The organism is Aurantiacibacter sp. MUD61 (genome assembly GCF_027912455.1).
In the GTDB taxonomy this organism is placed as follows: domain Bacteria; phylum Pseudomonadota; class Alphaproteobacteria; order Sphingomonadales; family Sphingomonadaceae; genus Alteraurantiacibacter.
Genome location: NZ_CP115446.1, coordinates 1,616,545 through 1,630,173, shown reverse-complemented (window position 1 = coordinate 1,630,173; position 13,629 = coordinate 1,616,545). Strand labels below are relative to the sequence as shown.

Sequence of the window (13,629 nt, the reverse complement as noted above, 5' to 3'; positions counted from 1 at the left end):
GGGTCAATCAGCGGTTTGCGTCTGATCAGACTGCGGTGCTTGCGCGGCCTGTTCGGCCTCGTATCGGGCACGTGCCGCTGCGATCCACTCGGCGCGCTCGGCAAGCTGCTGCAGCACGCGGGGATGGATCGGCCTGCCATCGGGCAATTCACCGCGCTGCGCAGCCTCGCGGTGCGCGTCATCCTCATAGCCAACCATCGCCATGCAGAGCTTTGGCGAATAGGCCATGCCGTTGATCGTCGTGTCATGTGTCGGCGTATCGAGCTCGCGCGCGCGCGATGCCATCACGCCGCTGACTTCCACCAGCAGGCGATTGGACCGCTGTGCCTCTCCCAATGCGCGCAGCAATACGCCGCGTGTTGCCTCGTCGATGGGGCCATTTTCCGGCCGAAGCAGTTTCAGCGTGGACCACGCCTCCAGCTCATCATCCTGCCCCTGCCGCATATAGGCGTTCATATATTCCGCGCTGCTCAGCCGCATCATCCAGTCGCCCTGCAAATGGCGAGCAAGCAGCGGTCGTGCGGCATCGATGCCGGTTTCGTCCAGCACCATCTGTTCGGGCGTTTCCAGCCAGCCAAGCTCGCTACGATCCGCACCCGGAACAGCCAGAACATCGCGCACCCGCTCAATGGCATCGAGCATGCACAGGTTCATCCGTGGGCGGATGATCGCCAGCTCTGCCGAATTATGCAGGGCGGCGGCAATGCTTTCGAATTGCGCTTCGGCCGCTTCACGCTCCGCATTGCGGGCAAAGCGATCCTGCAACAATTGCGCCGCCAGCACGCCGCCCAGGATGACGACGAACTCCAGCACGAGCAGCCGCAAGGTCTGCGATGCGCGCAGGCGCGAGAAAGCATTCTTCAGAGCGAGCAGCATTGGCGTTCAATTTTCCTGCAGACGAAGAGCGCGATTACTTCCGCTTTGAGCCAAAGCGTTCTTTCCACTCGGCATGGTTGCCGCCCGCCAGGAGGCTGGCCTGTTCGATCCATTTGTCACGGTCGATCCGGCCGCGGAAATTGCCGAGATGTGCGTCTACTTCGGCGACATCGCGCGCGCCCCAGGCGGCGATCTGATCGTAACGGCGCACGCCCAGGTCATTGAGCAAAGCGGCCAGCTTTGGACCGATACCGTTGATCTTGGTGAGATCCTGACTCTCACCTTCGGCGGCCGCAATATTGGGGGTCGCAGTCGTTGCCGTGCTGTCTGAAACTGGCGCGACGGCCGACGCGACAACCGGCTTTTCGGTCGGAATGGGGTCAGCAGGAGTTGGCGCGGGATCGCGCACAAGCTCTTCCGTGGCGGCGGGCGCTGGTGCCGGTTTCTGTGCGGAAGATGTGGCCTTGCCACCGCGCGGTCCGTCCGAAACGCCCAGCGCATTGGTCTCGCGCTTGCGGAAGCCGTCGATGTCGTGCTGCGCCTTTGATGAGGAACCAAAGATCAGCCACGCGGTGACCGCCAGCAGCACGATCACCAACACGATAAACAACACAGTCAAATCCATAGCCAGTCCCCTTCACCATACCGGCGGCGCGCATGCGAATCCGTCCGGTTGTTCTCTGCGCGCGAAAGTGGCCGTTTCTGCGCGCAGCGTAAAGGGGGCGAAGATCAGCCGAGCTTGTCTTTCAGGATCTGGTTGACGACTGCCGGATTGGCCTTGCCCTGCATCGCCTTCATCGTCTGGCCGACGAAGAAGCCGAAGAGCTTGTCCTTGCCACCCTTGTACTGCTCGACCTTGTCCTGGTTGTTGGCGAGGATGTCGTCGATCGCACTTTCGATGGCGCCCGTATCGCTGACCTGCTTCAGGCCTTCGGTATCGGCGATTTCGTCCGGCTCGCGGCCCTCTCTCAGAACGATCTCGAAAATTTCCTTCGCCTGCCCGCCCGAAATCTCGCCCGCATCCTGCATCTTGAGGATAGCGGCCTGCCGCGCGGCGGTAGCGTTGCTGGCATCGCCCTCGTCCCCGAGCGATTTCATCACGCCCGGCGCGACAGAGAGCGCCCAGTTGGCAACCGGTGTGGCGACGTCTGCCTCTGGCTTGCCCAGCGCCTTGGCGGTCTCGGCAAGCAGCGTTTCAAAGCGGGCGTAGGTTTCGACCTCTGCCGTCAACTCGCGCGCGTTGTACGGTGTCAGGCCCAGCTCGTTTTCGTAGCGCTGGCGCTTGGCATCGGGCAATTCGGGAAGGCTGGCGCGGCATTCCTCAAGGAAGGCATCGTCCAGTTCCAGCGGCAGCAAGTCGGGATCGGGGAAGTAGCGATAATCGTGCGCGTCTTCCTTGCTCCGCATCGTGCGCGTCGTGCCAGTGCCCGGATCGAACAGGCGCGTTTCCTGATCGACCGTGCCACCTTCTTCGAGCACATCGACCTGGCGGTTCGCTTCGAATTCGATGACCTGCATCACGAAACGCACCGAATTGACGTTCTTCGTTTCGGTCCGCGTACCAAGCTCGGTCGAGCCGACCTTGCGCACCGAGACGTTCACGTCCGCGCGCATCGAACCCTCTTCCATGTTGCCATCGCACGATCCGACATAGCGCAGGATCGAACGCAGCTTGCGGACATAGGCGCCGGCTTCTGCGGGCGAAGTCATGTCCGGACGGCTGACGATTTCCATCAGCGCGACACCGGTGCGGTTGAGATCGACGTAGGACATGGTCGGGTGCTGATCGTGCATCAGCTTGCCCGCATCCTGCTCGATATGAATGCGCTCGATCCCAATGACCTTGTCTTCGGGAATTCCCGCCTTCTCATCAGCGAGGATCGTCAGCGCGCCTTCGCCCACGATGGGATGGTAGAGCTGGCTGATCTGGTAGCCCTGGGGAAGATCGGCATAGAAGTAATTCTTGCGGTCGAAACGGCTCCATTTGTGAATTTCCGCCTCAATCGCCATGCCGGTGCGCACCGCCTGCCGCACGCATTCGCGATTGGGTACGGGAAGCATCCCCGGCATCGCAGCATCGACGAGGGACACCTGCGAATTCGGCTCCGCGCCGAACTGAGTGCTCGCGCCGGAAAACAGCTTGGCGTTGGAAGTGACCTGCGCATGGACTTCAAGGCCGATCAGGACCTCCCACTCGCCCGTTGCGCCCTGAATTCTGTAATTGCTCATGATCCACCCGATAACGGCTCTGTCGTCAAGTGCAAGACGTCGTGCTTGCGTGCGCGGCCAGTCGCTTGAACAGTTCGCGCGCCTCGGCCAGTTTTGCAGGATCGAGAACCGGCGCCGCCCGCTCCAGCAGTTCATCCCGCCCAGCGTGTGGACGCGAGCGCGGATTCATCGCACCGAGCACCCGTTCGCGCAGCGCAGGGGTCATCGGAAAATGCCGGAATCGTGTCCCAAATCGCGCATTGACCCGCGCGAACACCGCGCCGGGGTCGCCGGTCGCCTGCTCGAACGTGGCGATCACCGCCCTATCCGCAATCCGCTCCACCGCCTCGTAAAATCGCAGCCACCGGGACAGTGCCCATGCGCTTTCGATGCTTGAATCGTGGAGGCACCAGCTGCGGATGGCATCGGCGGGATCGCGTACCAGTACCAGTACCGGCACGCCGCGCGTGGTGGCTGCCACAATATGCGCTTCGGAATGCTGGTGATGTGCCACGCGAACGCGGTCCATCCGCTGCCAGAACCGGAAGACCCGGACCGTCCAGCTGTTGGCCGATCGCGGAAAGCCGTCGATAAGGATATCGGTGTCGTCAGCCAGCAGGCTGTTAAACCGATCCCCGCTCCCCCGCAGTATCTGGATGACCATGTAGAGGCGCGGGAAGCGGCCGAGCAGAGCTCGCAATCGAAGTTTTATCGGCACCATCTGCTGGCGTCAGGCCGGATGGACAGCGCCGGGTGCCAGCGTCACCACCACTTATGAGGCTTGGTGTTTGTGGTGACCTGCGCATGGACCTTCAAGCCGATCACAACGTGCCACTCGGCCGTTGCGACCTCAATGCGGTAATTAGTCATCGTCGATCATCTTCCCGTTTTCGTCGAACCGCGCTTCGCCGTGATCAACATTCTTCCGCACCCAATCCGCCACCATGAATGTAGCAGGCACGGCGAGTATCAGTGCAATGCCGACGAAGGTTATCGAACTATCGTTCACTACCACCACTTCTCCGGCTTTGCCGTGAACCCGGCGCGCTGTTCGATTGCGAGGCCTGCGTTCAGCACGCCCTGCTCGTCCATCGCGCGGCCCACGATCTGCAAGCCCAGCGGCAGGCCGTCTTCGGTCACCGTCGCCGGAACGCTCATCGCTGGAAGCCCCGCGAGCGAGGCAGGCACCGCGAACACGTCGTTCAGATACATCGTCAGCGGATCGTCGTTGAGCGAGTTGAGCGGGAAGCTCGGCGTAGGCGTTGTCGGCGCGAGGATCACGTCGCACTGCTCGAATGCCGCGTCGAAATCGCGCTGCACCAGCGTGCGCACTTTCATCGCCTGGGTGTAATAGGCATCGTAGAACCCTGCGGAGAGCACATAGGTGCCGAGCATCACGCGGCGCTTTACTTCGTCCCCGAAGCCTTCGGCGCGGGTGGCGGCGTACATGTCCTGCAGGCCGGCACCCTCGGGCAGGTCGCGGAGGCCGTAGCGCACGCCGTCATAGCGGGCGAGATTGCTCGATGCCTCGGCGGGAGCGACGATATAATAGGCGGGCAGCGCATATTTGGTGTGCGGCAGTGAGACTTCGACGATCTCTGCTCCGGCATCGCGCAGCCATTCGGCACCCTTGTCCCAGCTATCGAGGATCGCCTGGTCGGTGCCTTCCATCCGGTATTCCTTGGGAATGCCGACTTTCTTGCCGTGCAGGTCTGCATTGAGACCACCGAACCAGTTCGGCACCGGCGCATCGAGGCTGGTCGAATCCTTGGGATCGAACCCTGCCATCGCGCCGAGCATGATCGCGCAATCTTCCACCGAGCGCGCCATCGGCCCTGCCTGATCGAGAGAGCTTGCGAAGGCGACGACGCCCCAGCGCGAGCAACGGCCATAGGTCGGCTTGATCCCGCAAATACCGGTGAAAGCGGCGGGCTGGCGGATCGAACCGCCGGTGTCGGTACCGGTCGCGGCAGGTGCGATACGCGCGGCGACGGCGGCGGAAGAGCCGCCCGAGGAACCGCCCGGGCTCATCGCGGCATTGCTGCCCTTCTTGCGCCAGGGTGAGGAGACATTGCCGAAATAGCTCGTCTCGTTGGAGGAGCCCATCGCGAACTGGTCTAAGTTGAGCTTGCCGAGCATGCCGCAGCCCGCTTCCCACAGCTTGGCCGAAACCGTGCTTTCATAGCGCGGCGTAAAGCCTTCGAGGATATGGCTCGCGGCAGTGGTCTGCACACCGTCGGTCGCGAACAGATCCTTCATGCCGATCGGCACGCCGGCCATGGAGCCGAGCGTTTCGCCCTTGGCGCGTGCAGCGTCCACCGCATCAGCGGCTTCCAGAGCCTTTTCCGGTGTGGTGACGATGAAAGCGTTGAGCTCGCTCGCCGCTTCGACGGCGGCATTGAAGCTTTCCGCCACTTCGCGCGCGGAGAAATCGCCCGCAGCTACGCCATCGCGAATTTCGCGGACGCCGAGATTGGTAATGTCAGTCATGTGAATTATCCGTCATCCCAGCGAAAGCTGGGATCTGGTTGAAAGTCGCGCGAGGCAGCGAGAGATCCCAGCTTTCGCTGGGATGACGCGGATGAAGTGTAAGGCTCACTCGATCACCTTGGGCACGCCGTAGAAGCCATGTTCCGCGACCGGAGCATTGGCCAGCACATCATCCTGCCGCCCGCCGCCGGTCTTGGGATCGGCATCGACCACATCGTCACGCAGGCGCAGGGCTTGCGGGATGACGGCAGTCATGGGCTCGACACCGGACGTGTCGACTTCGCCCAGCTGCTCGACCCAGGTGAGGATATTGTTGAATTCAGGCACAAGGTGGTCGAGATCTTCCTCGCCCATCTTGATGCGCGCCAATTGGGCGATTTTCGCCACTTCTTCTCGGGTAACGGACATGGCCTCGCACTAGCCGTGCCGGTGACGCACTTCAAGCAGTTACGAGGGCGGTTCGAACGTGGGTCCAACCTCTTCGCCGCCGATATAAATCGAACGGCGCTGCGATCGATCTATACGCACATCTCCTCGCTCGATTGCATCGCGTTCACGCTGGAGAGCCTCGCGCTCTTCCTCCGTCGACATCGAGACATCCGGTTGCGAGCGCGGAGCGGCACGCCATCCTCCATCGACCCGCAGGAATACCTCGTTGTCGATGCCACACTGGACGTCCGGGCTTGCAGGCTCGTCCAGGTCCGCGCATCCATCGCCCAAGGCTACCGCCGATGCGCCATCGTCTTGAAGGTAAACGCGGCATGCTGCACTGTCACGGCAGACTCCATCGGACCGTATCGTATCGGCAAGCCCCGGCGGTAAATCCGATCCGGACGGATAGACGACGAATGTGCCGACGCCTCTGTCAGGGGGCTCGTCCAACCAGTCGTATGGCCTGCTCTGCTGCTCCCGCGCGGCCTGCGCCAACCGGGCAAGCTCGCTTTCGCCCTCTGCCAGCACTGCCAGCGCATCGCGGCCCGCATCGCCGAAATCCCAGCGCAAGGCGGAGTAATCGAATTCTTCGACGCTCACCTCGCCGCTTTCGAGCCGGGCAATCTGGTCTCGGGTGGAGATTGCCCCGAAATCGAATAGTGGGAACGCCAGTACGAACGCCACCGCACAGCTCGCCACGGCCAGCCGCATGTTGGCGGTGCGCAGATGCGCGCTCCAGCCCGCCATACGCCCGCGAGCGAGCCCGACCCAGTATGCAAGGCCATAGGCAGTGGCGATCACGATGGCGACGAGCGCCCAGATGCGTTCGGGCGACAGCCCATGCTGGTCGATGCGGATGCCCATGCTTATCGCGGCGAACACCGTCAGCGGGAAGATGCACGCGGCGAGCACCAGCGCGGCGGTCTGCATCACCTTGCTGGAGCTGCGCGCCTCGTCGTCATCGCGGATGATGGCGTTGGTCAGAATGAAGGCCGCGACAGCGCAGGTCAGCAGCACGGGCGTTGCGCTATCGGTCGCTTCCCAAAGCGCGCCTCCGCCCGATGTCAGCAGGATGAAAAGGAAGATGGCAAGCGCAAAGGCGAAAGGCACCGCCAGCAGGGCAAACACCAGCATGACGACGCGCTGCAACGTCCCCAATACGCCAAGCTGGTTGCGCAGCACGCCCATCGCGCCGCCGAATGCTGCGCCCATGAATGCGCCGGGGAAGCCCTCCGTATCGATGAGCGCTTCGATAAATTCTATACCGACAATGCTGAACAAAGCTTGCAGCAGCCACAGCACCAGCCAGCTTAGAAGGACAAAAGCGAAAGCGCCGCCCGCGCTGACGGCATCGGTCCAGACGTGGAAATGCGTTTCGGCGTAATTGGTCTGCCACCGCTTGCGATGGAAGTTCGCCTGAAACAGCGGAATGGCGAGCAGCGAAAAGAAAACTCCCGCAGCGAACGCAAATTCCGTGCCCGCCCGCGTGTCCGACCAGTCGGCGGCGAAATAGGCGATGCCGCCCATGACCAGGCCAAGCCCAATCGCGAAAACGGCCGACTCCGCCAGCCGCGAGGGGCGAAGGACGAACGTCGCCGCGATAAAAGCGAAGAAGCAGAACGCCGCGGCGGCTGCGCCCAATGCGCTCTCGCCATCGGCTTCAAGGATCAGATTGACCGCAAGGCCGGCAAGCAGGCCCAGCCCCGCCAATACCCACGGTCGCTGCGGCCAGTCTTCGAGGAAGTTCGCTTCGACGGGGAGCGCCCGCTCCATTTCAGAACCGGCGGTCATGTTATCCCCCTTACCCGATGGGCTTATTCGGCAGTGCTTGCCTCGCCACCCTCACCGCCCTCAGCGCCTTCGGCTTCCATCTGCTGCATCATCTGGATCATGGTCATGTAACGCTGTTGCGCCTCTTCCTCGGCCATGAAATCGACGAGTGTAATGTTGAAATAGAGATCCGATCCGGGCGGGATGGGCGAGCCCTCCTGCGCTTCGTCGCCATAGCCAAGCTCTGACGGGATAAAGACTTCGTAGGTGCCGCCCTTCTGCATTTGCAGCACGGCTTCCTGGAAACCGGGGATCATCTGGCCAAGCGGCAGGGCTGCGCCCTCGGGCAGGATGCCCGGCACCGGCCATTCGCCATCGGTCGACTGGTCGAACACCGTGCCGTCTTCCAGACGACCGGTGTAGCGCACGAAGATCACATCCTCGACCGAGGGGCTTTCGCCTTCGCCCGCAGTGATCGTATCCACGGTCACGCCCTTTGGCATGGCGGCCCAGGCAATCGCTGCGGCAATCACGACAGCGGCCAGCACGCCCAGCCACAGCTTCAGCAGCGAACCCTTGGCGATGGGTTGCAGAGGAACACGGGTTACTTCAGCCATTCGATACGATCCTGCCAATTTCCACCGCGCAAACAAAAGGGCGCGGATTCTCTCCACGCCCCTTTGGCTTAGCTGCGATGAGCTTTCAAGCGATCTTGCCCCATAGTCGGGGAAAGCGGCTTACTTGATGCCGTCACGCTCCATACGCTTGCGCTCCAGCTTGCGGGCGCGGCGCACGGCAGCGGCCTTTTCGCGGGCGCGCTTTTCGCTGGGCTTTTCGTAGTGACGACGCAGCTTCATCTCGCGATACACACCTTCCCGCTGCAGCTTCTTCTTGAGCGCGCGGAGGGCCTGCTCGACATTGTTATCGCGGACGATGATCTGCATAAAACTCTTGCCACCTTATCTAATTCAAAACCGATGAGAGCCCGCGGATCAGGCGCGGGGTGCACCGTATGATTTATCAACGAAAAACGCGCCGAATCCGTTCCGGAACCGGCTTTCTGGGGCGGCAGATAAGCGAATCATCGGCAAAAGGCAAGGCGCTCGCGGTATTTGCGGCAAGTTTTGGGTTCCGCCAAGGCTGGCCAGCGGCTAGAGCGTGAGCCATGTCCCAAACGACTTCTCCCCTTCTCGCCTCTGCCTATGTGGCATTGGGCGGCGGCCTGGGTTCGCTCGCGCGATACCAGCTCGGCCGCTTTATGACCTCATGGCTCGGCGCGCCTGTCATCAGCGTCTTTCCCTTTGCCACGCTTGCAGTCAACACGATCGGCAGCCTGCTGATGGGCCTGCTCGCCGGATGGCTGTTCCGCAGCGCACCCGAAAATGCAGAGAGCCTGCGCCTCTTGCTGGGTGTCGGCCTGCTCGGCGGGTTCACCACATTCAGCGCCTTCAGCCTCGAGCTGTCATTGCTGATCGAGCGCGGACAGATCGGGATGGCGGCGATTTACCTGATGCTGTCCATCGGGCTCGGCGTAACCGGCTTTGTCTTTGGCCTCATGGTCACGCGGTTGTTCTCATGAGCAACAAGCAAGACGCAGATCAGGTTCGCCAGTTCACCGTCGATGCCGATGATGATGGCGTGCGGCTGGACCGCTGGTTCAAGCGGCATTTGCCGCAAGTCGGCTTTGGAACCGTCAGCCGCTGGGCGCGCACCGGTCAGCTGCGCGTGGATGGCAGCCGCGCCAAGGTGGATGATCGCCTTTCCGAAGGGCAGGTCCTGCGGGTTCCGCCGGGCGGTGAAGACGGCGCGCGCACGAAGCGCCAGCGCCGCGAGCTGACCGAAGCAGAGATTGCAGAGGCCGAGGAAATGCTGATCACCCGCACCCGATCGGCGCTGGTCCTCAACAAGCCTCCGGGCCTCGCCACACAGGGCGGCACCAAGACGACCAAGCATGTCGACGGGTTGCTCGATGCCTTTGCAGGCGAGGACGAGCAGCGCCCCAAACTCGTCCACCGGCTGGACAAGGATACCTCCGGCGTCCTGCTGGTGGCGCGCACATCGGGCAGCGCGGCTTTCTATTCCAAGCGCTTTTCCGGTCGGACCGCGAAGAAGATTTACTGGGCGCTGGTGGTCGGCGTGCCCGATATTCACGAAGGCACAATCGAAGCGCCGCTCGCCAAGCAGCCGGGCACCGGCGGCGAGAAGATGCATGTCGATATGGAAGGCGGCCAGCCAGCCAGGACGGTCTACCGCGTGGTCGAACGCGCTGGCAACGCAGCCGCCTGGGTCGAATTGCAGCCTTTCACCGGGCGCACCCACCAGCTGCGCGTGCATATGGCAGCGATCGGTCACCCGATCGTAGGAGACGGCAAATATGGCGGGCAGGATGCTTTCCTGACCGGCAGCGTCAGCCGCAAGATGCACCTCCACGCTCGACGCCTGATTATCGACGGGCCGAAGGGCGAACAGCTCGATGTGACCGCTCCCCTGCCCGAACATTTCGCGCAGAGCATGGAGCAACTGGGCTTCGATGAAACGCTGAGCGATGCTGGCCCCGTCGCCACGCCGCCGCCCGAGCGCAGCAAGGAAGAGAAAAAGCAGGCCGCGCGCCAGCACGCCAAGCAATACCGCAAGAACCGCCGCGGCGAACGCAAGGGTCGCGGCCAGCCGGGCGGCAAGAAACGCGGAGCAAAGCCCAAGCCAAAGGGCAAACGCTAGTGAGCGCCGTCCGCCTCGCCGTGTTCGATTGCGATGGTACGCTCTCGGATGGGCAGGCGGGCGTGTGCAATGCGATGGATGTCGCATTCGAGACGGCCGGGCTTGGCACGCCGGACAGGCATTTCGTGCGGCGGATCGTCGGGCTGAGCCTGCCGCAAGCCATCCGCCAGCTGGCACCGGAAGCGGACGACGATCAGCTGCTCGCGGCCGTCGAGGCCTACAAGTCCGCCTTCCGCCAATCGCGCGAGGACGGTTCCCTGCGAGAGCCGCTGTACGATGGCATTCCCGACCTGCTGCGCCGCCTTCACGGTACCGGCTGGACGCTGGGCGTCGCCACCGGCAAATCGGATCGCGGGCTGGCCAGCACGCTTTCAGCGAATGATCTCACCGATTTGTTCTCCACTCTGCACACGGCAGACAGGCACCCGTCAAAACCGCATCCGGCCATGCTGGAAGCGGCGATGGCGGATGTGCTCGCAGACCGCGGCGATACGGTGATGATTGGCGATACCGTCTACGATATCCAGATGGCCGCTGCCGCTGGCTGCCGCGCTATCGGGGTCGACTGGGGCTATCACGAGCCGGAAGAGCTGCGCGACGCGGGCGCCATCGGCGTGGCGACCACGATGGAAGAGCTGGAGGCGCTGATCAATGGCTGACAAGGCAAGTGAGGAAGCGCTGGCGAAGAAGCGCTGGATGGCAATTCAAATGCTGCGCGTATCGGGCGCCATTCTGGTCGCGCTCGGCCTTGCCATAGCCAATGGTGCACTGGATTGGCCCGATTGGACTGCCTATCTGCTGATCGGGATCGGCATGTTCGATGTCTTCCTGTTCCCGATCATCCTTTCGCGCCGCTGGAGCACCAACAAGATAAAATGAAGAAATTCTGGAAAGAGGTTTCGGTTCAGCAGTCCGATGCGGGCTGGCAGGTGACGCTGGATGGTCGCGGGATCAAGACGCAGCGCGGCGGGCAGCAGGTGGTGCCGACCGAAGCCTGCGCGCAGATGCTGGCCAAGGAATGGGCCGCGCAGGGCGACGAGGTCGATCCCAAAAGCTTCATTTTCCGCGACATGGCAGATTTCGCCATCGACATTGTGCGGCCCGACCGTGACGGCACGATCACCAAGCTGCTCAGCTATGCCGACACCGATACGCTGACCTATCGCGCCAATCCTGATGAGCCGCTGTATGAGCGGCAGGAACAGATGTGGGAGCCGCTGGTGACTGCATTTGAAAAGCGCCACGATGTCTCCGTGCAGCGCGTGAGCGGGATCATGCACGCGCAGCAGCCGGAAAAGACGATGCAAAGCGTGCGCAAGCGGCTGGAACAGGAAGACGACTTCACCCTCGCAGCGCTGATGACGCTCGCCTCGCTCGCCGCATCGATTGTCGTGCCGCTGGCGGTTATCGACGACGAGGCAGACAGCGAAGCGATGTTCGCAGCCGCCAATGCCGAAGAGGACTGGCAGGCCGAGCTATGGGGCTGGGATGCGCAGGCGGAAGCCGCGCGCAAGGCACGGCTGGAAGCCTTTGCCTGCGCCGCGCGCTTTGCGAAAGCTGTTCGCGGCTAAAACCTGATCAATCAACCCAGTCGGCGACATCCGCAGCGATCTGGTTCGCCGCATCGTTCATCGCCGCGCCAACCGCCGTCGCTTCTGCGGGAATGCCGGAAATCCGCTCTTCAAAACGGCGCGTGCGGACTTGCGCTCCGGGCGCTTCGAGCACCGCGTCATAGCGAATGAACACGCTGCCGGTCTGCGCGTCATAATCCATTGCCGTCAGCTGGCCGGAAAGCTGCGTCCGTGCGACGAATTCCATTTCCGGGCCGCTCGCCACCAGGCGATTGCCGCGCGCGCGGATCGTTTCGGCCAGCACATTGCGGAACAGGCGCGCGGGCTTTTCCACCCACCACGCATCGACAAGATAGGCGAGCGAGCTGTCGCTCGTGATCACCGGGATACGATTGACGTTGAGCCGCTGGTTGACGCTCGGCACTTGCACCGCGAGCGCGTTACTCGCCTCGCCTTCGGTTCCGCTGCCTTCGGGTGCGTTGGTGGCAGGGGTCAGGGTCAGCAATTGGTCAGGCGCTTCCGCGCCGCCGATGCTTACACAGCCGCCCAGCAGGGTGATCGCCGCAAGGCTGGCGAGAACGGGTTTGGCAAAATTCGTCACAATCAATCTCCCGCTCAAGGTTCGTAATCGGGCAGCGACGGCCCGCTCAAAATCGAACCGGCGCCTTCGGTTTCAATACGTTCAGTGAGGCTGCGCAGGTTTTCGCTGGTCTCACGCAAATCGCGCATCGTAGCCGTCGCGGCAGGCAGCGTGTCTTGCGAAAGCTGCTCAGTTAGCGGCTCGACATTGGCGAGCGTCGCTTCCAGCGCTGCCGCGGCTTGACGTGCCGAAGCGAGCGTTGCGCGCAGATCATCGCTCAGCTGTGCCCCGTCATTCTCGACAAGCGCATCGACGGAAGTCAGCGTATCCTCGAAAGCTGCCAGCGTTGCCGTGGACTGGTTCAGCGTGCCCTGCAGTTCCTGCAAGGTCCGCTCGATTTCCGGCGAGGTGCGCGCCAGCTCTCCGCTGATCGCATCGGTGTTGCGCAGGATACCCGAAATCGAATCCTGGTTGTCATCATCGAGCACGCGGGTGAGCCGATCGGTCAGCGTGGCGAGGCGCTCCAGCAGCAGCGGCGCGCTGGCAAGGATTTCACCGATGGCACCCGGCGCTGGCGGGATCACCGGCACACCTTCGGGACAATCCGTTGTATCGCAGCTGATCAGCGGCAGATTACTGCGCCCGCCGGCAAGCGAGATGTTGGATACGCCTGTGAAACTCGCAGAAACGCTGGCTTCGGTGCCGACATGGATAGGTGTGCGATCATCGATGCGCAGGCGTACTTTCACGAATTCCGGATCGCGTTCCCAGATGCTGATATCGAGAACCTGCCCGACGGGCACGCCCGAATAGGTAACGACAGACCCTTCTGCGACGCCGCCGACCGACTGCTCGAAGAAGATGTCATACTCCTTGTTGTCACGGTCGCTCAGGCCCGCAAGCCAGATGAAGAAAAAAGCTGCGGCGGCGAGTAGCACCAATGTGACTACCCCGACCCAGACATGGTTTGCTCTGGTTTCCATA

At 62.6% G+C, this 13,629-nt stretch carries 17 protein-coding genes; 5 read left to right on the top strand and 12 right to left on the bottom strand.

Features of this window, described 5'->3' with window-relative positions; all coding sequences use genetic code 11:
- Positions 1–3: 3 nt before the first annotated feature.
- From O2N64_RS07830 to rpsU, 10 genes are all read right to left on the bottom strand, one after another.
- Positions 4–876 carry a hypothetical protein gene (locus O2N64_RS07830; protein WP_271077056.1) on the bottom strand — a complete coding sequence of 291 codons (873 nt, stop codon included), beginning with the start codon at positions 874–876 and terminating at the stop codon, positions 4–6.
- 34 nt (positions 877–910) lie between these two features.
- Positions 911–1,501: a hypothetical protein gene (locus tag O2N64_RS07825; protein WP_271077055.1), complete on the bottom strand. Its 591-nt coding sequence runs from the start codon at positions 1,499–1,501 to the stop codon at positions 911–913.
- Positions 1,502–1,605: 104 nt separating this feature from the next.
- On the bottom strand, positions 1,606–3,105 hold the full coding sequence (gene gatB / locus O2N64_RS07820; RefSeq protein WP_271077054.1) for an Asp-tRNA(Asn)/Glu-tRNA(Gln) amidotransferase subunit GatB: 1,500 nt from the start codon (positions 3,103–3,105) through the stop codon (positions 1,606–1,608).
- A 25-nt stretch (positions 3,106–3,130) separates the two neighbouring features.
- Entirely contained in the window at positions 3,131–3,748 is a 618-nt protein-coding gene (locus O2N64_RS07815; RefSeq protein WP_271077053.1) for a hypothetical protein, read from the bottom strand.
- Between the two features lie 198 nt (positions 3,749–3,946).
- A complete protein-coding gene (locus tag O2N64_RS07810) occupies positions 3,947–4,093 on the bottom strand; it encodes a glutamyl-tRNA amidotransferase (protein ID WP_271077052.1) in 147 nt (48 codons plus the stop codon).
- Complete coding sequence (gene gatA, locus O2N64_RS07805; protein WP_271077051.1) at positions 4,093–5,574, bottom strand: Asp-tRNA(Asn)/Glu-tRNA(Gln) amidotransferase subunit GatA; 1,482 nt, start codon at positions 5,572–5,574, stop codon at positions 4,093–4,095. Before gatA ends, O2N64_RS07810 begins: the two co-directional genes overlap by 1 nt.
- Positions 5,575–5,679: 105 nt before the next feature.
- Positions 5,680–5,982 carry an Asp-tRNA(Asn)/Glu-tRNA(Gln) amidotransferase subunit GatC gene (gene gatC, locus O2N64_RS07800; protein ID WP_271077050.1) on the bottom strand — a complete coding sequence of 101 codons (303 nt, stop codon included), beginning with the start codon at positions 5,980–5,982 and terminating at the stop codon, positions 5,680–5,682.
- A 39-nt stretch (positions 5,983–6,021) separates the two neighbouring features.
- A complete protein-coding gene (locus tag O2N64_RS07795; RefSeq protein ID WP_271077049.1) occupies positions 6,022–7,797 on the bottom strand; it encodes a DUF4153 domain-containing protein in 1,776 nt (591 codons plus the stop codon).
- Positions 7,798–7,820: 23 nt separating this feature from the next.
- On the bottom strand, positions 7,821–8,393 hold the full coding sequence (locus O2N64_RS07790; RefSeq protein ID WP_271077048.1) for an FKBP-type peptidyl-prolyl cis-trans isomerase: 573 nt from the start codon (positions 8,391–8,393) through the stop codon (positions 7,821–7,823).
- Between the two features lie 120 nt (positions 8,394–8,513).
- Positions 8,514–8,720: a 30S ribosomal protein S21 gene (gene rpsU, locus O2N64_RS07785; RefSeq protein WP_176273015.1), complete on the bottom strand. Its 207-nt coding sequence runs from the start codon at positions 8,718–8,720 to the stop codon at positions 8,514–8,516.
- Between the two features lie 221 nt (positions 8,721–8,941).
- On the opposite strand from rpsU, the gene crcB reads away from it, so the two are divergent.
- Genes crcB through O2N64_RS07760 form a run of 5 tightly spaced genes read left to right on the top strand, consistent with a single transcriptional unit; the run spans position 8,942 to position 12,065 of the window.
- A complete protein-coding gene (gene crcB, locus O2N64_RS07780; RefSeq protein WP_271077047.1) occupies positions 8,942–9,355 on the top strand; it encodes a fluoride efflux transporter CrcB in 414 nt (137 codons plus the stop codon).
- Positions 9,352–10,494, top strand: coding sequence for an RluA family pseudouridine synthase (locus O2N64_RS07775; protein ID WP_271077046.1), 1,143 nt, complete (start codon positions 9,352–9,354; stop codon positions 10,492–10,494). The genes crcB and O2N64_RS07775 overlap by 4 nt, the downstream gene beginning before the upstream one ends.
- On the top strand, positions 10,494–11,153 hold the full coding sequence (locus O2N64_RS07770) for an HAD-IA family hydrolase (protein WP_271077045.1): 660 nt from the start codon (positions 10,494–10,496) through the stop codon (positions 11,151–11,153). Before O2N64_RS07775 ends, O2N64_RS07770 begins: the two co-directional genes overlap by 1 nt.
- Positions 11,146–11,373, top strand: coding sequence for a hypothetical protein (locus O2N64_RS07765; RefSeq protein WP_271077044.1), 228 nt, complete (start codon positions 11,146–11,148; stop codon positions 11,371–11,373). Before O2N64_RS07770 ends, O2N64_RS07765 begins: the two co-directional genes overlap by 8 nt.
- A complete protein-coding gene (locus tag O2N64_RS07760; RefSeq protein WP_271077043.1) occupies positions 11,370–12,065 on the top strand; it encodes an ATP12 family chaperone protein in 696 nt (231 codons plus the stop codon). The genes O2N64_RS07765 and O2N64_RS07760 overlap by 4 nt, the downstream gene beginning before the upstream one ends.
- A gap of 7 nt (positions 12,066–12,072) precedes the next feature.
- On the opposite strand, the gene O2N64_RS07755 is transcribed toward O2N64_RS07760, so the two are convergent.
- Both O2N64_RS07755 and O2N64_RS07750 read right to left on the bottom strand, forming a co-directional pair.
- On the bottom strand, positions 12,073–12,666 hold the full coding sequence (locus O2N64_RS07755) for an ABC-type transport auxiliary lipoprotein family protein (protein WP_271077042.1): 594 nt from the start codon (positions 12,664–12,666) through the stop codon (positions 12,073–12,075).
- Between the two features lie 14 nt (positions 12,667–12,680).
- Complete coding sequence (locus O2N64_RS07750; protein ID WP_271077041.1) at positions 12,681–13,628, bottom strand: MlaD family protein; 948 nt, start codon at positions 13,626–13,628, stop codon at positions 12,681–12,683.
- Position 13,629 lies beyond the last annotated feature (1 nt).

Bases quoted from the DNA above. Each gene is read 5' to 3' on its own strand.
- O2N64_RS07830 (WP_271077056.1), bottom strand. From the start codon at position 876: ATGCTGCTCGCTCTGAAGAATGCTTTCTCGCGCCTGCGCGCATCGCAG.
- O2N64_RS07825 (WP_271077055.1), bottom strand. From the start codon at position 1,501: ATGGATTTGACTGTGTTGTTTATCGTGTTGGTGATCGTGCTGCTGGCG.
- gatB (WP_271077054.1), bottom strand. From the start codon at position 3,105: ATGAGCAATTACAGAATTCAGGGCGCAACGGGCGAGTGGGAGGTCCTG.
- O2N64_RS07815 (WP_271077053.1), bottom strand. From the start codon at position 3,748: ATGGTCATCCAGATACTGCGGGGGAGCGGGGATCGGTTTAACAGCCTG.
- gatA (WP_271077051.1), bottom strand. From the start codon at position 5,574: ATGACTGACATTACCAATCTCGGCGTCCGCGAAATTCGCGATGGCGTA.
- gatC (WP_271077050.1), bottom strand. From the start codon at position 5,982: ATGTCCGTTACCCGAGAAGAAGTGGCGAAAATCGCCCAATTGGCGCGC.
- O2N64_RS07795 (WP_271077049.1), bottom strand. From the start codon at position 7,797: ATGACCGCCGGTTCTGAAATGGAGCGGGCGCTCCCCGTCGAAGCGAAC.
- O2N64_RS07790 (WP_271077048.1), bottom strand. From the start codon at position 8,393: ATGGCTGAAGTAACCCGTGTTCCTCTGCAACCCATCGCCAAGGGTTCG.
- rpsU (WP_176273015.1), bottom strand. From the start codon at position 8,720: ATGCAGATCATCGTCCGCGATAACAATGTCGAGCAGGCCCTCCGCGCG.
- crcB (WP_271077047.1), top strand. From the start codon at position 8,942: ATGTCCCAAACGACTTCTCCCCTTCTCGCCTCTGCCTATGTGGCATTG.
- O2N64_RS07775 (WP_271077046.1), top strand. From the start codon at position 9,352: ATGAGCAACAAGCAAGACGCAGATCAGGTTCGCCAGTTCACCGTCGAT.
- O2N64_RS07765 (WP_271077044.1), top strand. From the start codon at position 11,146: ATGGCTGACAAGGCAAGTGAGGAAGCGCTGGCGAAGAAGCGCTGGATG.
- O2N64_RS07760 (WP_271077043.1), top strand. From the start codon at position 11,370: ATGAAGAAATTCTGGAAAGAGGTTTCGGTTCAGCAGTCCGATGCGGGC.
- O2N64_RS07750 (WP_271077041.1), bottom strand. From the start codon at position 13,628: ATGGAAACCAGAGCAAACCATGTCTGGGTCGGGGTAGTCACATTGGTG.